The following is a 15,034-nucleotide window of genomic DNA, read 5'->3' as shown; positions in this document are numbered from 1 at the left end:
CCGAAACGTCGTTGAAGAAGTCTAATAACCAACTTTAATGCTTCCTGCTGTACCCCTTCTTGAACCGCTTGTTCCCTATCCTGTTGGTAAAGTGGAGCTAAACGCATAATAAACTCCCTATCCTCCTGTGTTTTTTTCGATAACGCTTCTAAATTTCTACTCAAATTATACAATAAGTTTAAGGAAGCCGATTTTAGGGGATTATTCGGTGATAATCTCTCTAATTCATCGATAGCTCTCTCTCTTGTTCCTCCTCTACCCAATAATCTTAGCCATAATGTCTCTGGGATTGCGGGTAATTGATGAATGACGACAATAGCTGTACCGAAACCCTCCGGGAGAAAATAAACCCCTTCTCCCCAATTGGGTTGTAATTGAGCCGTAAACAGGGATAAAATGCGCTCACTAGCTGTAGGGGTGAGAATCCATAACTTAGGTATCTCCTCCTCTGATATTCTCTGTTTATTTCTCTTTGCTTCTCTGTGGAAGATTTCACGAATAGCAAAGCGCTTGGACAGACAATCATTGATACCATCAAGGGTAATCCCATTGCGATAGGGTTCTAATAAACAAGGATTTTGGCATAATTTGCCTAATAGTCCTAACTGAGGGGGAATTGCCTCGGTATTAGGACTAAAATACACATCAATTTCTTGAATTTCTGAGGTGACTTCTTTGCTGACAACTACTGTACCGTAGGGAGAAAGAAGGGTTTCTAAGAAGTCTTTGCTAAATTTATCCCAAATAAAGCGCGTCACGGATGCAACCAGTTATCTAAATCCGTCAAAGTGTTAAAGTCTAATAAAGCGAGTCCTAAGTCTTCTAAGCGCTCCACAGGAAGGTTACGGATGTTTTCCTCAAGATTCTGCGGTATTTCACCGAAACGTCGTTGAAGTTGACGGAGGAGTAAATACGCTTCTCCCTGTTGTCTTCCTTGTTGAATACCTTGCTGTACACCTTGCTGTAGTCCTCTTTTCAGTCCCTCTTGAACCGCTTGTTCCCTATCCTGTTGGTAAAGTGGAGCTAAACGCATAATAAACTCCCTATCCTCCTGTGTTTTTTTCGATAACGCTTCTAAATTTCTACTCAGATTATACAATAAGTTTAAAGAAGCCGATTTTAGGGGAGCATTCGGCGATAATCTGGTTAATTCATCGATGGCTCTCTCTTGTTCCTCCTCTACTATTTTTCTGATCGGAGAGTACTGGCTACTGACTCCTAACCCTAACAATAATTTTTTGATTTTTACAATTAGTCGTCATCGTCATCGTCATCGTCTTTTTTATCCCGTTGATTATCACCGTCTTTTTGCTGCTTTTCCCCGTCTTTATCGCTATCTTCGTCTTTTTGGGGGGATTCTACCGTGGTAGGGACGGTTTTCGGTTCTTCGGCTTCTTTTCCTCCCTGACAAGCACCTAAAACCGTAGTCAAGGTTAACAGAATCAGCAAAACTAAGGATTTGATTTTCAAGGTCTTTCTCCCCACTCGATCGATAAATATAACAATTTTAAGACTTTTGGGCGGTGGATAGTTTGGCTAATGCCAAGAAAGTGCATTCCCAGACTAAACGGGGTTGAACGTAGGCTAACAGCTGCCGGCGGGTTTTTTCCAAGATTTCTAAAATCGATCGCTCTCGTCGTCGTTGCCAATCCTCATACTGAAGATAACTCACATACCATAATTGGGTTTCCGTGTCAAGAGTTTGAGGGATAATTTTGGCTAATTCCAGTGCTTGGGAGAGTTTTAGGGGAAATTTGCTCAAAGATCGCGGTAAATCTTGGGGGAGACTGTCGAGAAACTCTAAAGCGGCGATCGCTTCTCCGGGGCTACCTTGGGCTAAACCGAGAATTGCCGGATAATTGAGAACGCGAGCGTGTCCGTTAGAGCGGAGGACTTGAGCGAGATTTTCTTCCGAAAGACGCTGAAAAGGGATGTGTTGACAGCGAGAAACGAGAGTGGGTAATAAAGAGGAGGGACTGGGAGCAATCAGGATTAAAGTGGCTTTTCCCGGTTCCTCAAGCGTTTTTAAGAGGGCATTTGCCGCCGATTCCGTCATGGTGTCTGCTTGCTCGATCACTACCACAGAGCGGGACGATTCCAGGGGAGGACGACTTAAAAAGTTAGTAATCTCGCGAATTTGCTCGATGCGGATTTGCGGGGGGGCTTTACGCTTGAGATTGCTTTCCTGTGCTTCTTTTGCGGTGAGCAGTTTGCCTTGGTGTTGATAAGTGGGTTCAATCCAGAGTAAATCGGGATGATTGCCTCCCAGAAAGCGTTTCAGGATTAATTCCCTTGTTTCCGGCGATCGATCTCTAGTTAATAAGTCTTGACAGAAACATTTTGCTGCTAGATTGCGTCCGATACCCCTAGCGCCGGCGAATAAGTAAGCGGGAGCGATCGAATTGATTTCAAGCGCTCTTTGTAGTAGTTCAATGGCCTGATTTTGACCGATTAACCGTGACCAATCTATCATCTTTTCCCTGCCATGGCTCGCTATTCCTGTTCTTATTTTGTCGGAATTTCTCCTCATCAGACCGGGTTTTTATACGATGATATCCTAAGTTTGGGTGAATTTGAAATCATCAAGCGCCGGCCCGATGTCTTGCTTTTATCGGAAGTTCCTAACGATGCTCTCTTTCCCCAGTTAGTGAAAGTGGAATTATTTATTCATCCTCCCACTAGCTCGGAACTTCAGATCGATTTATTGGTAAAAAATCATGAATTGCCCCTGAGAACTAATAATCGTTGTCGGCAATTTTTCCAATCTATTCACCAGATTATTACCAACAATTATCAAGGTCAATCGCTGACCAGAATTACCGCTTAACCCGATTTGTTCCTGTCTCCGTCAACTGACAAAGACTTGGGGACTAAATACCATCTTATAGCAGTTATCTTAATGGTGAGGTGGGAAGTCTCTAGTTTTTGGGAACGCCAGAACAGTAGCTGGTCATCCAGAGATGATACCAAATTGGGTGCATCTCAATTTGGTCGAAATATCTATATTAGAGCGTTTCTCCTAAAGATGAAGTGTAACCCAATTTAGTATAATGTTTATTCACTTTTCCTGGTAACGCTGGCCATCACCCACGCCAGATAACTTCTGCATCATAGCGATCCAGTTTCGACGGTCGGTGTGCATGGGCTTTGTTAGACTAAGAGCCCACAATCTCAGGAATTGGGCTCTCCCAGGTTTGGTGGGTAAAATGTATTCTAAGATACATTCCTCCTAGCGAGGGAGTGGAAGGAACCACAGAGACACAGAGGACACAAAGATCGATCGATCTAGGTCTATGTCCTCTGGCAATAACAGAAAGGAAAATTGTTAGAGTAATTTCTGTTGTTCAGCTTCCTGAAGAGTTTGATGTAGATGATAAAGAGTAATTAATATTGTCAATCCTAAAATGAGAGACAAGATTGGCAAAGAAACTATCTCCACTTCTACATCATGTTGAAGCATTAGATAAGGAAAATAACTGAAGAGAGATACAAGATTAATAATAATTGGCACGAAAAAATAGCGGGGGTAATAAAAACCAAAAATAATGGAAATAACATCGGCAGCAAAAAAGTATCTTTCGTGCATCTTCGGCAGTAAATAAGGGACAACCAAGACTGAGATAAGAGCCAGTTGAATCATTACTGGTGTAGTAATTTTAAGATGACTTTTGTAAATTATGTAAACGAGGCACACAATAACAGTTACTGTCAGCAATGCCCCCAGGGGAACAACCATTGAATAAAATTGATTGGAAATCCATTGATACAGATTAGGAGCAGATAAAGTCAGCTCTTTAAATGTTCCAGCTTGATTGAGATAAATTGATAATAAACTTTTTACTGATCTGCCTGCTATCCAACTTGGAACTAGAGATATCAAATATACTAAGGGAACAATTAATAATGAAGACCAAGAGATATATTTTTTGACACCAAGCATGATTAAAAAAGGCGCAAAAAACACTGCTTGTTGCTTAAAAGAAACAGCAATACCAAAACAGATTAATCCTAATATATTCTGCTCAATAGCTAGATAATAGAGACAGGCAACTAACCAAAATGTATAAAGCATATCTGTCTGTCCCCAGTAAGAACTATTCAAAAAAACTGTAGGAGAAAACAAGACAGCAAGAGCAGCAATAATTGGTAATTTGCCTCTAGAATATTTGAGGCGAACCAGCTTATAAACAAAAAAAGCACAGAGAAAATCAAAAGGGATTGTAATCAGCTTGATCGCAAGAATTTTAGGCAAACTAGAATAAATATAAGAAGCAATAACCATTAAATACAAGTAAGGAGGATTGTAGTTAGCAAAATCATATTTAAAAGCACTAAATCCTCCGTTCTGGACGATAAAATCGTACCACTTACTGTAATCTTTCATATCTGAAGTTAAGTTTTGCCAGCAACTCAGCCGTAGTAAAAAGGCAACAATTACACTAACTATCACAATGGTTTGATTTTCAAATCTGCGCCAGAAACTTTGTAGTAAATTCATGAAAAATAACCTAATTAAACATCAAATATTAAGTGTAAGTAGCTGGTTGTAATTAAATATGAAACTTGGGATGGGCATCTTGCCCGTCCACAGGAACTAGAAGCCTCTTCCACTGTCTAACAACTGTAACTGTTCAGGGGGGGGTGTCAAGCAGACAGTGGTATTGACCCTGTGGAAGGACTCTCCTGGAGCAGCAGAGAGGGAGAATTATACTAAATCCAGTTATTAAAAACTGATTATCTATTCTCTTCCTGCGTCGATTTGAGCGGAGGAAATTGACGACGTAAAAGCAGGGAATTACTGACTACCATAACCGAACTAAAAGCCATCAAAGCTGCTGCTAGGGCCGGACTGAAAGCTAGACCCCAACGGGGCAGTAATAAACCACCAGCAATGGGAATAGCAAAGGTATTATAACCCAAAGCCCAAAAAAGATTTTGTCGGATTTTTTGCCATGTGGCCAGACTTAAATGCAGAGATTGCACCACATCCTCCAGGCGATCGCTAATTAAAACGATCCCAGCCGTTTCCATGGCCACTTCCGTGCCACCGGCCAGAGCAATACCGATGTTAGCCTGTCCTAGTGCAGGAGCGTCATTGATACCATCCCCAACCATAGCCACAATTTTGCCCTCTTTTGTCTGTAGGTCGGCAATTAAGGCGGATTTTTCGGTGGGGGCAACTTCGGCATAAAATTGGCTAATACCCAAACTATTAGCGATCGCTGTCACCACTTCTTGGCGATCGCCACTGAGTAAAATCACCTCTAAACCGAGTTTTTGCAACTGATTCACGGTTGTTTGAGCATCGGGACGTAATCGATCCTGAAAAGCGATCGCGCCGAGTAATTGTTCTTCCATCCCCAGATAAATCACCGTTTTACCCGCTTGTAAAAGCTCTTGAATCCCCCAGATAGTTTCATCGATTTTAATGTCGTTCTGCGCCAACCATTGCCGATTTCCTAGAACAATTTTCGACCCCTGCACCCTTGCCGAAACTCCCAATCCGGCCACAGTTTGAAAATCTTCTCCCGTCAGGTTAGTAGGGGGAGTAACCGCGTCTAAAATCGCCTGAGCAAGAGGATGATTAGTACCACTCTCCACTACTGCCGCTAATTGTTGAATTTCCAGGGGATTAAGCTCAGAAAAACTCAAACAATCGGTAATTTCCGGATGACCTTGGCTGAGGGTTCCCGTTTTGTCAAAAACCACCGTTTGCAGTCGCGAGACGGTTTCCAAAACATCGCCCCCTTTAATTAAAATACCCCGTTCGGCTGCTAAACTGGTTCCCACCAGTAGGGCCGTCGGTGTGGCTAAACCGAGAGCGCAGGGACAAGCGACCACAAGCACAGAAATCGCTAATTTTAGGGACAAAAGTAGGGGAGAAGTGGGTTGAATCATCTCGTGGTGTCCTGTGGTTGATCCTAACACCTCTGGAAAGAGCCTAGTTCCCCAAAAATACCAAAAGAGCAGCACAATTAGGGCAATTATCATGACTCCGTAGGCAAAATAACCCGCTACCCGGTCCGCTATCTTCTGTACTGGGGCCTTGCGAGTTTGGGCTGATTCCACGGCTGCGATAATCTTAGCTAGGGTGGTATCGGTCCCCACCTGACGAGTTTGCACCGCAATCGCACCAGAGAGATTGAAACTGCCAGCAATGACTAGATCTCCCATTTCCTTAACCACCGGCAGCGATTCCCCCGTTAACAAAGCTTCATCTACTGTGGTTCTTCCCTGAATAATCTCCCCATCCACGGGAATTTTTTCCCCGGGTAAGACGCGCACCCATTCCCCGACGCGCAACTGTTCCACGGGAATGGCCACACCCACACGGTCATCTGTACTACCAATCAGGTGAGCCACTGCCGGTTGTAGGGAGGTAAGCGCTTCTAAGTCTGCGGCTGCGCGATGACGGGAATGCGCTTCTAGAGTCCGTCCGAGGAGAATAAACCCTAACAGCATGACCGGTTCATCGAAAAAGCACTCTAAACCGAGATTAGGGAAGATAAGAGCCAAACAACTGGCTATATAGGCGCTACCTGTGCCTAAACTAACGAGAGTGTTCATATTTGGCATACCGTGCCGTAATCCGCGCCAACCATCGATGAAAATATCGCGGCCGGGGAATAAAATGGCTAGGGTGGCTAAAGTCCAGTGAAAAGCAATACTTTGAAAGATGGGGATTTCTGGTCCCCCGATGTGGTGTAAGTGACCAATCAGGGAAAAAACCAGTAAACAACAAGCGATCGCTAATCGGTATAATTGTTGTTGCTGTTCTTTTTGTTGGTTTTGCCGACGTTGATTTTGTTGAGAAAGGGGAGTCGATGAGCTGCGCGGTTGGGTGGGGAATCCAATCGCGGTTAATTTTGCGGCTAACTGCTCTGGTGCGATCGCTTCTGGTTGGTATTCAATCACGGCAATTTCCGTGATTAGGTTAACTTGGGCCGATTTTACCCCTTGATTTTGGCTGAGTTGTCTTTCTACGGCACTCACACAGCCGGCGCATTTCATGCCTTTTACGTCTAGAGTAGCGGTTTTTAGTCCAGTTTCGGCGGCTAGGATCATAGAAAAAGTAGGCAAGGATGGTCTTTACTTCTATCCTAGAAATTCTCGGCCGATTTTTAAACTATTTTGGCGATCTCTTCCTGATTCATTCTCGATCGGTAATAGTTAGACTACAATAGTGTCAACTTAGTCAAAAGCCGGCTCTTCTCGACTTTGTGTGATAATTTTTGCTTATGAAATCGTGAAATGTTTACTGGGAAAGACTTTTAGGACTATTTTGTTAAATAAACTATCAGTATAGACCTCATTTCCACACAGAAACCAGAAGAGCCAAAAGCCGATCTTGTAGGGTGCGTTAATGAAATGTAACGCACCTTATCTGATGTTCAATTCGTGCGTTACGCTAACGCTAACACACGCTACTGGGCTAATAGCAAACTATACTACAAACGGGTCAGTAAACAGGCGCATGACTTCTCGGATTCTGTCATCGGCAAATAGGGTAAAATCCACTTGAGCGCAATGTTAGACCGCCTTCTATGGTAATTATGCCCAAATTGAGGTGATTAAACTCCAAGGTGCGGTATTAAGTTTTATTTAGGGGCTGTTACACCGATGCGGGTGGTATAGTAGGATCGGGTAAGGTGCTAGACCGCAGAGAGCGGTATGATTAAAGTTAGGTGCATCGCCAAGTGATCTCAACCACTACCAGTCCTTATGCAATCAAGAACACCTGGAATTCATAATTTGTGTCCAGAAATCTTTCATGAACAGATTGAAGATTTAAGAAAAATTGGAATAGATTTATATTCAGGCTTAGAGCTTGCTTTGGCTCAATCAGTAATAATAAACACTCTTGGACGTTACTTTTGGGCTAAGGAATGTACGACATTTGGTCATAGACAGGATTTTTTTGCAAACAAAAGTGATGTCCGAATTATTCATCTTGCTCATATGCTTTGGTCTTTAAAAGATCAAGAAGGATTTGCTGAGTTTCTGCGAAACAAAGATACAAATAATTTTGAGTCTACTTATTATGAATTGACAGCTGCTTACTGGTTCTTGAAAAGTTCAAAATCAGTCCGACTTGTAGTTGAAAGCGGTGTCAAGGGGGCAGACTTTGATATTGAGGTAAAAGAATTCTTTCTTTATAACTCTCTTAATGTTGAGGTTAAGGCTAAACAAATAGACTTCACAACAGAGCAGCAGATTATAAATAAATTTAAGAAGACAAGATCACAGCTTCCACAAGATGGGAATGGTGTGATTTTTTGCAAAGTTAACTTGTCGGGATTGTTAACTCAAAAAGAACTCATCCAGGCAGCTCAAATCTTCCTCAAATCAACTAAGAGGATTGCATTCATCGTCTACTGCTGGGACTCATGGAACCTTATACAGGAAGGTATAGCACTTGCTTATATAGCTGTTAACCGAGAGGGAGAGATGCACTCAATTTTCGGAGAAAGTTCGACACCAGTGAGACCAGCATTTCTTGTAGAAGCTATAGAATGGCATCAGCAGCCGTAGGGTGCGTTCCCTAATGCAAGTGCGATCGCTGATCTTGTAGGTTGGGTTGACGGCAGGAAACCCAACTCCCTCAAAACCAAGATTAAATGCAGTAGGATAGACGTTGGATAGATTTTCTAGATTGCCGTGAGTGAAAGCGTCTATATTGAAACCAGCGTTATTGGCTATCTGACAGCCAGATCGACCCGAAATTTGGTTATTGCTGGGAATATCGAAACGACAAGGGACTGGTGGCAAAATCGCCGTAATGATTTTGTTCTCTATATTTCACAGGTTGTTTTAGATGAAGTCGCTAAGGGAGATACAGAGATTGCTTTGAAAAGGTTAGAAATTGTCAATGAAATGCCTTTGGTTGAACTCAATCAGGCTGTACGCAACTTGGCAGCCCAGTTTCTTATACGAAGCAACCTTCCTGCCAAAGCTTCTGATGATGCGGTTCACATTGCTGCGGCGACTGTCCACGGGCTAGATTACTTGTTAACATGGAACTGTAAACATATTGCCAACGCTCAAATTCAGAGGAAGTTGGCAGAGCTCAGTCTTGATTTGGGATACGAGTTACCCATAATTTGTACTCCTTACGAACTTTTAGGAGATTATAACGATGTGGCAAGATGACATTTTAGATGAAATTCATAAATTTCGAGAAGAACACGCTAAATCCTTTAACTACGATTTGGATGCAATGTTTGTAGATTGGCAAAAAAGACAAGCAGAAAGTGGCAGGCAGGTAGTCAGCTTACCACCAAAGCAAGGTCTAACAAGTCGTTGGAGCCGACCAAAACAGGATGAACCACAAGAATCTCAAATCTAATCGTGGCGGCTCAACTTAGCCGTTAGACCGACAATGATTCGTACTTGTCTTTGTAAATAGTCCGATTGGTTAGTTATGATTGCGATGCCGAAGGCACTGCGTAGCAGTACGCTGAACTTGTAGGGTGCGTTAACGAAGTGAACGCACTAATTCCCTCGCAAACCCTCAAAATAAAGCTCAAATGCGATAGAATGAGGGACAAATAAAATTCAGTCAAGAGATCTTGTAGGGTGCGTTAATGAAATGTAACGCACCAAATTGATTGCTATTCACCGTAATTATCTGATTTTTCACTACAAGATCTGCGAGCGCACTCAAACACATGAGCCGTCGTACCGAAAAATATGTTATATTGATCTTTCGGAGAAAAGTCTTGTATTATTATTTTAAGCTGATCACAAATAGATGAAGAAACTTAGAATTTATATCGATACATCAGTTATTGGAGGGTGCTTAGACGATGAATTTTCGGTAGAGTCAAATAATTTAATAGAATTAATTAAGCAAGAAAAATTTATTTTACTAATTAGCGAAATTATTATTAATGAATTAATTGATGCACCTCAAGCAGTTAAAACTATTTTATTATCTATCCCTCAAAGTGTCCTAGAAGTGATTATATTAATGGGGGTGTCTTTACGTCAAAATCCATTAACGATGCAACTCATGTGACAGCAGCTACCGTTGCTAGGGCAGATGCAATTATTTCAGGGAATTTTAAGCATATTGTTCGTTTGGATAAAATGAAAGGATATAATCAAATTAATCTACTCAATGGCTATGGAATTTTAACTATTATTTCTCCTTTGGAGGTAACAATTGATGAAATCAACGACAATTAAAAAAGGTTTTGACTGTTTTGCTTTTAAACAATATAGTCAAGAAAAAATAGCTGAAGAAATGAAAAATTTTAGTTATTTAGAGCAAGTTGAATATCTAAAAAAAAGGATTAATGAAAGCGATTTAAAAGTATGGTGGGAGTACATAAATAATAAATAAGGTGAGTTACATTTCATTAACGCACCAAATTAATTATTATTCACCGTAATCATCTGATTTTTGGGATGTTTATTAATGTGATCGCCAAAAAGGGATTTTTTTCAATTTTTCTATCATCATTTTTAACACGCCTATTTTATAATTGATATCGTCTTTCAAATTAACCAAAAAAGGAGTTATAATTATAGCTAAGTCAGAGCAAAAAACAAGATGTTATGTCCTGTGTTGTTGGTTTACTAGACTTTATTTACCTATTAACATTGTTCGTCTAGATGACCGCACAGGAAATATTTTTTTCCTGGCAGGAGAGGAAAACATTATTGAAATCTATCCAAACGGAAACTGGAGGTACATTGCATGAGTCAACCCAAATTTCAAGAAATGAGTCAAAAAGAACTGCGAGATTATACGCTTTCTCACAGAGATGATCAAGAAGCCTTCTATGCTTATATAGACAGATTACATCAGGAAGGAAATTGGATTGAAATGCCTCCAGTAGATTCAGTTGAAGATTTAGAAAAATATCCTGAGTTTACAGCGCGTTTTCGCCAAAACTCTCAACCTTGATTATTCGTCATAAATGCGATCGTTTTGATTTGAAAGTGCGATCCTTTGGTTGTTGAAAGTGCGATCACCTGACATAAACTCAAAATTTACAACGCGATCGCCTGTCGTGAGATTAATCTCTCAATAAAGCGCGAAAACCAGCTTGCTGAAAATGAATATCCGTTGTTAATGCTTCCGTTATTCTACGCTCTCCCATTACAATAAAAGAAATACAGTCAACAATTCCCCAATTTTTATCGTTTCTTTGACAATATAGTTGAAAAGCTTTTTGATAAAGAGTTTCCGATAAGGGAATAACTGTCACCGTTTTGTCCTTTTCTAATGAGGACAATAATTTAATGGACTTAGAGCGATATTTTTGTTTAGATAAAGCATTAAGCTGCCCGCGTATTTAAATTGCTTGTTGAGATGAGGCACTCTTGCAAAAGGCAAGACCCCCCCAACCCTGGGGGGAAATTCAGCTAATCTAAGGATAGGCAGTTAAAATGCGTCTTAGCTTACCAATCTCTAAAATAATGGCTCTGGTTGTAACTAAAGGTGTTTTTGAGGCTTTTAATTGTTGGGCAATGACAAGTGCTTTATGATGATAATCGTCCGTAGATGAAGATAAGGCGATCGCATAACTTATATCGAGAAATTTCTCAGGATTCATGCTCTTTTTCTTCACCATATAAATATTTATCTAGATTTTCTGACCAATCAGAGGGGCCGTCTAGTTGTAATGATTCTGCTGTCTCTAAAAAGGAAGTGAGTTCATTACTTTCATCGGATAAGTTGTCGATAACAATGCGAACACGAGTATTGGCTTTTAATGGGACGGGTTGCTCTGGATGAAAGACTTTTCCGTCAAATAATGCGTCAATAGAATTAAGCATGATCTGTTGGTCAAATAATTTTTACTTGGAATATTTATATTATAAATGAAATGTAACGCACCAAATTGATTGTTATTCACCGTAATCATCGGATTTTTGGGATGTTTATTAATGCGGTCTGCTCCGCAGTGCCTTCGGCAACACTGTCATCTTGTTGATTAAACTTTAAAACCGCGATCATTTTGGGAAAGTCAATTTTTCGGGAATAGCGATCGCCTGTGTCATTATCAAAGTCCTATGGAAATGAGATAGGATCAAGACATCCCTGTAAACTATCAACAATTTATGAAATCCATTAAAATCATTGTGGAAAAACATTCTGATGGCTATATTGCCTATCCATTGGGAATTCAAGGCGTAGTAGTCGGTGAAGGTGATACCTATGAAGATGCTCTTAATGATGTACGATCAGCGATCGCTTTTCATGTTGAAACCTTTGGGGAATCAGTTCTCGAAGCCGACTCATCTTTATTAGAAGCCTTTGTTGTAGAGGCAATGGTTTAATGGCAAAATTTCCTGTTGATGCCCCTAAAGCCAAAGTGATTAAACTTCTTGAAAAATTTGGTTTTTCAATTGTTAGAGAAAAAGAGCATATTTCTATGATTAGAAAAAATTCAGATGGAACAACAACACCTTTAACGCTACCCAATCACAAGCAAATTAAAAGCTCTACACTAAGGAGTATTTGCACTCAAGCGGGTATCTCACGAGATGATTTTATTGCTTCCTATGAAAAGATTTAAAGCAAAATCCTTTAAATGTGATTATTTGGGCCTTGGCAAGTGCGATCGCTGTTATTTTGTTGATTAAACTTTAAAATTGTCGTTGCTTGGGATAGGAACGCCAAGGGCGATCGCTTACAATAGGGGGCAAACTTTTAGAAAGCAACCTTTATTACGATTCTTACTCATGCCTAATCTATCAAGCTTCTATGGAATCAAAATCACAATGAACTATAACGATCACAATCCGCCTCATATCCATGCCGAGTATCAAGATTATGAAGCGATTATAATGATTCAAACAGGTGAAGTTTGTGGTCAAATGCCCAAAAGAGGATTAAATTTAATATGGGAGTGGCTTGATCTACACCAATCTGAACTATTGGAGAACTGGGAAAATGCGCGTCAAAGAAAACCTCTTAACAGAATCGATCCCCTTCCCTAAAAAGGAGCTATTTCTTCATGTTATCTGTGTGGAATATCTGGATAACTATCAATTAAAGCTAACCTTTAATAATGGAATAGAAGGGATTGTAGATTTAGAACAAGAATTGTATGGAGAAATCTTTGAACCCTTAAAAGATAAAAGTTTATTTCAAAAAGTATATGTAAATAGTCGGACAATAGAATGGCCAAACGGAGCAGACTTTGCCCCTGAATTTTTATTTGAAATTGCCCTCGACAAGCAACCGGTTAGTATGGTCGGTGATCGTGTAGGGTACGCTAATGAAATGTAACGTACCAAATTGTTTTTTTAACAATAACTATCTGATTTGCGATTATTTTGGACCTTAGCGCGATCAGGTTTTCTTCTCATGGTGTGATCGCTTTTTGATGAGGTGAACGGCGATCGCTTTTGGAGGGATCAATTTTTGGGGAATGGCGATCGCTTTTCTTGTCATCAGTTCTAACTCATGCTGATTTTGATATAATAGCCATAATTGTTTGACATCTTAAGAGAAAAAATCATGATTAGAGCGATTAAACAGAAAGGAATTGTTGGCAGAGAAGGAAAAATAGAGCTTTATTCTGCGGAACTAGAAGAAGGAACAGATGTGGATATCATTATTTTAGTATCTGATCCTGAACCCGATACAACCGAATATCTTCTTTCAACAGAAGCCAATCAGCGTGAATTATCCGAAGCTATTGACAGAATAGAAAAGAAAGAAAACTTAGTGACAATTACCACAAAAGAATGGCGTGAAAAATATAGTATTTGATCCGAAAGCTTTTAAAGAATTCAATGAATGGGCGATAGAAGACAAAAAACTCTATAAAAAATCCTTGATTTAATTGACGACATATTGCGCCATCCCTTCTCTGGAATCGGTAAACCCGAACCCTTAAAACATCAACTCAAGGGTTATTGGTCAAGACGCATTAATGATGAACATCGCTTAGTATATAAAATTACAGAAACAGAAATTATTATTATCAGTTGTAAATTTCATTATGACTAGGCTCAAGGTAATCGCCGTCATCTTCTTGATTAAACTTTAAAATTGCCATTGCTTGGGATAGGAACGCCAAGAGCGATCTCTTTTTGGGCAGCAGCAGGAGCGAGTGCCGATTTTGTAGAGTTCGTCCCATGTACCTTTTACCCTTTTGAAAGTGTTTTAATCTCTGGGACTTAATCTAATTAAAAATCAGGCAATTTGTTCGGAAATACGGGGCTGAATTTGCTGAATAATCTCCTCACGGTTAGATAAAGTCTTCAGATCATAAATTACTTGAAGACTGAGCCAGGAAGCAGCATCTCCGCCAAAATAGCAGGCTAATCTTGCTGCCGTATCAGCCGAAATAGAACGACGTTCTTTAACAATTTCATGAATACGAGATGCAGGAACCTTCAAGGCTAAAGCTAAAGCATTCACGCTCATATTTAGAGGAATCAAAAAATCTTCCCGCAGAATTTCTCCCGGGTGAACCGGTCGCATTTGATTAATAGGACGGTTATTCATAATTAATTATTTATGAGTGATAATCAACAATTTCAACATCAGTAGGTCCATTATTTGTCCAGATAAAACATAATCGAAACTGAGAATTAATCCGAATACTATATTGTTCTTTTCTATCGCCTTTTAAAGCTTCAAGTTGATTGCCTGGTGGAGAGCGCAGAAACTCTAAGGTTTGAGCCGCATCTAATTGAGTCAACTTCCGAATAGCAGTATCTTTGAAACCACGAAAACGAGGCGGATCTCCTCCTTCAAAAAGTAATCGCGTATGCTTGCATCGGAAAGATTGAATCATATTCAAATGCTATTCCGTTTTGCGTAATATGTCAAGCAAGAACATCAACTGATACTAAATCCGTTGAGTATAGGTAACATATTAGGATAGGCAAAAGGCAAGAGGCAAGAGGCAAGAGGCAAAAGGGGGGCTCTCCCAGCTTTGGTGGGTAAAATGTATTCTAAGATACATTTCTCCTAGCGAGGGGGTGGAACGAACCACAAAGACACAAAGGACACAAAGATCGATCGATCCTATGTAAGTTAAACTTATCACACAGAACCTAGAAG

The 15,034-nt window shown here is 40.3% G+C and carries 24 protein-coding genes and 2 pseudogenes; 15 read left to right on the top strand and 11 right to left on the bottom strand.

Going from position 1 to position 15,034, the window contains the following annotated elements:
• The 4 genes and pseudogenes from O9295_RS07240 to holB all read right to left on the bottom strand — a co-directional run.
• Positions 1-758: hypothetical protein (locus tag O9295_RS07240; protein ID WP_288032510.1), on the bottom strand; the 758-nt coding region annotated here is incomplete at its 3' end.
• A pseudogene (locus O9295_RS07235) lies at positions 755-1,181 on the bottom strand (DUF4351 domain-containing protein); the annotation flags it as partial. The pseudogene O9295_RS07235 and the gene O9295_RS07240, both read right to left, overlap by 4 nt.
• A gap of 70 nt (positions 1,182-1,251) precedes the next feature.
• Complete coding sequence (locus O9295_RS07230; RefSeq protein ID WP_190718481.1) at positions 1,252-1,470, bottom strand: neurohypophysial hormones like protein; 219 nt, start codon at positions 1,468-1,470, stop codon at positions 1,252-1,254.
• Positions 1,471-1,507: 37 nt separating this feature from the next.
• Positions 1,508-2,473: a DNA polymerase III subunit delta' gene (gene holB, locus O9295_RS07225; protein WP_288032508.1), complete on the bottom strand. Its 966-nt coding sequence runs from the start codon at positions 2,471-2,473 to the stop codon at positions 1,508-1,510.
• 12 nt (positions 2,474-2,485) lie between these two features.
• Between holB and O9295_RS07220 the strand changes: the two genes are divergently transcribed.
• A complete protein-coding gene (locus O9295_RS07220; RefSeq protein WP_008195905.1) occupies positions 2,486-2,827 on the top strand; it encodes a hypothetical protein in 342 nt (113 codons plus the stop codon).
• A 498-nt stretch (positions 2,828-3,325) separates the two neighbouring features.
• On the opposite strand, the gene O9295_RS07215 is transcribed toward O9295_RS07220, so the two are convergent.
• Both O9295_RS07215 and O9295_RS07210 read right to left on the bottom strand, forming a co-directional pair.
• Positions 3,326-4,498, bottom strand: a complete 1,173-nt coding sequence (locus O9295_RS07215; protein WP_288032507.1) for a putative hexosyltransferase — start codon at positions 4,496-4,498, stop codon at positions 3,326-3,328.
• Between the two features lie 236 nt (positions 4,499-4,734).
• The gene (locus O9295_RS07210) at positions 4,735-7,065 is read right to left on the bottom strand and encodes a heavy metal translocating P-type ATPase (protein ID WP_288032506.1); all 2,331 of its coding nucleotides are present in this window, start codon (positions 7,063-7,065) and stop codon (positions 4,735-4,737) included.
• Positions 7,066-7,722: 657 nt separating this feature from the next.
• Between O9295_RS07210 and O9295_RS07205 the strand changes: the two genes are divergently transcribed.
• From O9295_RS07205 to O9295_RS07175, 8 genes are all read left to right on the top strand, one after another.
• Positions 7,723-8,532, top strand: coding sequence for a hypothetical protein (locus tag O9295_RS07205; RefSeq protein WP_288032505.1), 810 nt, complete (start codon positions 7,723-7,725; stop codon positions 8,530-8,532).
• Between the two features lie 126 nt (positions 8,533-8,658).
• Positions 8,659-9,150: a type II toxin-antitoxin system VapC family toxin gene (locus O9295_RS07200; protein WP_103113275.1), complete on the top strand. Its 492-nt coding sequence runs from the start codon at positions 8,659-8,661 to the stop codon at positions 9,148-9,150.
• Complete coding sequence (locus O9295_RS07195) at positions 9,137-9,346, top strand: hypothetical protein (RefSeq protein ID WP_002732654.1); 210 nt, start codon at positions 9,137-9,139, stop codon at positions 9,344-9,346. The genes O9295_RS07200 and O9295_RS07195 overlap by 14 nt, the downstream gene beginning before the upstream one ends.
• Positions 9,347-9,751: 405 nt before the next feature.
• Entirely contained in the window at positions 9,752-10,018 is a 267-nt protein-coding gene (locus O9295_RS07190; protein ID WP_288032503.1) for a hypothetical protein, read from the top strand.
• Positions 10,015-10,188 (top strand): hypothetical protein, encoded by a 174-nt coding sequence (locus O9295_RS07185; protein WP_288032502.1) that lies wholly within the window; start codon positions 10,015-10,017, stop codon positions 10,186-10,188. Before O9295_RS07190 ends, O9295_RS07185 begins: the two co-directional genes overlap by 4 nt.
• Complete coding sequence (locus O9295_RS07180; protein WP_288032501.1) at positions 10,169-10,345, top strand: hypothetical protein; 177 nt, start codon at positions 10,169-10,171, stop codon at positions 10,343-10,345. Before O9295_RS07185 ends, O9295_RS07180 begins: the two co-directional genes overlap by 20 nt.
• Before the next feature lie 142 nt (positions 10,346-10,487).
• Positions 10,488-10,706: a DUF6888 family protein gene (locus tag O9295_RS27740; RefSeq protein WP_502846494.1), complete on the top strand. Its 219-nt coding sequence runs from the start codon at positions 10,488-10,490 to the stop codon at positions 10,704-10,706.
• Complete coding sequence (locus O9295_RS07175; RefSeq protein WP_288032500.1) at positions 10,703-10,912, top strand: DUF6887 family protein; 210 nt, start codon at positions 10,703-10,705, stop codon at positions 10,910-10,912. The genes O9295_RS27740 and O9295_RS07175 overlap by 4 nt, the downstream gene beginning before the upstream one ends.
• A 112-nt stretch (positions 10,913-11,024) precedes the next feature.
• On the opposite strand, the gene O9295_RS07170 is transcribed toward O9295_RS07175, so the two are convergent.
• The 3 genes from O9295_RS07170 to O9295_RS07160 form a co-directional block, all read right to left on the bottom strand.
• Positions 11,025-11,243, bottom strand: coding sequence for a type II toxin-antitoxin system VapC family toxin (locus tag O9295_RS07170; protein ID WP_288032499.1), 219 nt, complete (start codon positions 11,241-11,243; stop codon positions 11,025-11,027).
• Positions 11,244-11,378: 135 nt separating this feature from the next.
• The gene (locus tag O9295_RS07165; protein WP_288032498.1) at positions 11,379-11,564 is read right to left on the bottom strand and encodes a hypothetical protein; all 186 of its coding nucleotides are present in this window, start codon (positions 11,562-11,564) and stop codon (positions 11,379-11,381) included.
• Positions 11,554-11,787, bottom strand: coding sequence for a hypothetical protein (locus O9295_RS07160; RefSeq protein WP_288032497.1), 234 nt, complete (start codon positions 11,785-11,787; stop codon positions 11,554-11,556). Before O9295_RS07160 ends, O9295_RS07165 begins: the two co-directional genes overlap by 11 nt.
• 285 nt (positions 11,788-12,072) lie before the next feature.
• On the opposite strand from O9295_RS07160, the gene O9295_RS07155 reads away from it, so the two are divergent.
• The 6 genes and pseudogenes from O9295_RS07155 to O9295_RS07130 all read left to right on the top strand — a co-directional run bounded on the left by O9295_RS07155 (position 12,073) and on the right by O9295_RS07130 (position 13,972).
• Positions 12,073-12,291, top strand: coding sequence for a type II toxin-antitoxin system HicB family antitoxin (locus tag O9295_RS07155; protein ID WP_288032496.1), 219 nt, complete (start codon positions 12,073-12,075; stop codon positions 12,289-12,291).
• Positions 12,291-12,530, top strand: a complete 240-nt coding sequence (locus tag O9295_RS07150) for a type II toxin-antitoxin system HicA family toxin (protein WP_288032495.1) — start codon at positions 12,291-12,293, stop codon at positions 12,528-12,530. The genes O9295_RS07155 and O9295_RS07150 overlap by 1 nt, the downstream gene beginning before the upstream one ends.
• 166 nt (positions 12,531-12,696) lie before the next feature.
• Positions 12,697-12,954 carry a DUF4160 domain-containing protein gene (locus O9295_RS07145; protein WP_261779585.1) on the top strand — a complete coding sequence of 86 codons (258 nt, stop codon included), beginning with the start codon at positions 12,697-12,699 and terminating at the stop codon, positions 12,952-12,954.
• Positions 12,908-13,246 carry a DUF2442 domain-containing protein gene (locus O9295_RS07140; protein WP_147072018.1) on the top strand — a complete coding sequence of 113 codons (339 nt, stop codon included), beginning with the start codon at positions 12,908-12,910 and terminating at the stop codon, positions 13,244-13,246. The genes O9295_RS07145 and O9295_RS07140 overlap by 47 nt, the downstream gene beginning before the upstream one ends.
• 231 nt (positions 13,247-13,477) lie before the next feature.
• On the top strand, positions 13,478-13,732 hold the full coding sequence (locus O9295_RS07135) for a hypothetical protein (RefSeq protein ID WP_159294381.1): 255 nt from the start codon (positions 13,478-13,480) through the stop codon (positions 13,730-13,732).
• A pseudogene (locus O9295_RS07130) lies at positions 13,713-13,972 on the top strand (Txe/YoeB family addiction module toxin). Before O9295_RS07135 ends, O9295_RS07130 begins: the two are co-directional and overlap by 20 nt.
• A 186-nt stretch (positions 13,973-14,158) precedes the next feature.
• Here O9295_RS07130 and O9295_RS07125 read toward each other — a convergent pair.
• Complete coding sequence (locus O9295_RS07125; RefSeq protein ID WP_002801551.1) at positions 14,159-14,473, bottom strand: HigA family addiction module antitoxin; 315 nt, start codon at positions 14,471-14,473, stop codon at positions 14,159-14,161.
• A 10-nt stretch (positions 14,474-14,483) separates the two neighbouring features.
• Positions 14,484-14,765 (bottom strand): type II toxin-antitoxin system RelE/ParE family toxin, encoded by a 282-nt coding sequence (locus O9295_RS07120; protein WP_002795678.1) that lies wholly within the window; start codon positions 14,763-14,765, stop codon positions 14,484-14,486.
• Between the last annotated feature and the right edge of the window lie 269 nt (positions 14,766-15,034).

Source organism: Microcystis sp. LE18-22.4A (assembly GCF_027531105.1).
GTDB lineage: Bacteria > Cyanobacteriota > Cyanobacteriia > Cyanobacteriales > Microcystaceae > Microcystis > Microcystis aeruginosa.
This window is presented reverse-complemented; position numbering and strand designations above follow the sequence as displayed.

Coding starts and splice junctions, on each gene's coding strand:
- O9295_RS07135 (WP_159294381.1), top strand. CDS start 13,478: ATGATTAGAGCGATTAAACAGAAAGGAATTGTTGGCAGAGAAGGAAAA.
- O9295_RS07175 (WP_288032500.1), top strand. CDS start 10,703: ATGAGTCAACCCAAATTTCAAGAAATGAGTCAAAAAGAACTGCGAGAT.
- O9295_RS07195 (WP_002732654.1), top strand. CDS start 9,137: ATGTGGCAAGATGACATTTTAGATGAAATTCATAAATTTCGAGAAGAA.
- O9295_RS07180 (WP_288032501.1), top strand. CDS start 10,169: ATGAAATCAACGACAATTAAAAAAGGTTTTGACTGTTTTGCTTTTAAA.
- O9295_RS07205 (WP_288032505.1), top strand. CDS start 7,723: ATGCAATCAAGAACACCTGGAATTCATAATTTGTGTCCAGAAATCTTT.
- O9295_RS07145 (WP_261779585.1), top strand. CDS start 12,697: ATGCCTAATCTATCAAGCTTCTATGGAATCAAAATCACAATGAACTAT.
- O9295_RS07215 (WP_288032507.1), bottom strand. CDS start 4,498: ATGAATTTACTACAAAGTTTCTGGCGCAGATTTGAAAATCAAACCATT.
- O9295_RS07140 (WP_147072018.1), top strand. CDS start 12,908: ATGCGCGTCAAAGAAAACCTCTTAACAGAATCGATCCCCTTCCCTAAA.
- holB (WP_288032508.1), bottom strand. CDS start 2,473: ATGATAGATTGGTCACGGTTAATCGGTCAAAATCAGGCCATTGAACTA.
- O9295_RS07220 (WP_008195905.1), top strand. CDS start 2,486: ATGGCTCGCTATTCCTGTTCTTATTTTGTCGGAATTTCTCCTCATCAG.
- O9295_RS07165 (WP_288032498.1), bottom strand. CDS start 11,564: ATGAATCCTGAGAAATTTCTCGATATAAGTTATGCGATCGCCTTATCT.
- O9295_RS07155 (WP_288032496.1), top strand. CDS start 12,073: ATGAAATCCATTAAAATCATTGTGGAAAAACATTCTGATGGCTATATT.
- O9295_RS07120 (WP_002795678.1), bottom strand. CDS start 14,765: ATGATTCAATCTTTCCGATGCAAGCATACGCGATTACTTTTTGAAGGA.
- O9295_RS07125 (WP_002801551.1), bottom strand. CDS start 14,473: ATGAATAACCGTCCTATTAATCAAATGCGACCGGTTCACCCGGGAGAA.
- O9295_RS07190 (WP_288032503.1), top strand. CDS start 9,752: ATGAAGAAACTTAGAATTTATATCGATACATCAGTTATTGGAGGGTGC.
- O9295_RS07210 (WP_288032506.1), bottom strand. CDS start 7,065: ATGATCCTAGCCGCCGAAACTGGACTAAAAACCGCTACTCTAGACGTA.
- O9295_RS07160 (WP_288032497.1), bottom strand. CDS start 11,787: ATGCTTAATTCTATTGACGCATTATTTGACGGAAAAGTCTTTCATCCA.
- O9295_RS07150 (WP_288032495.1), top strand. CDS start 12,291: ATGGCAAAATTTCCTGTTGATGCCCCTAAAGCCAAAGTGATTAAACTT.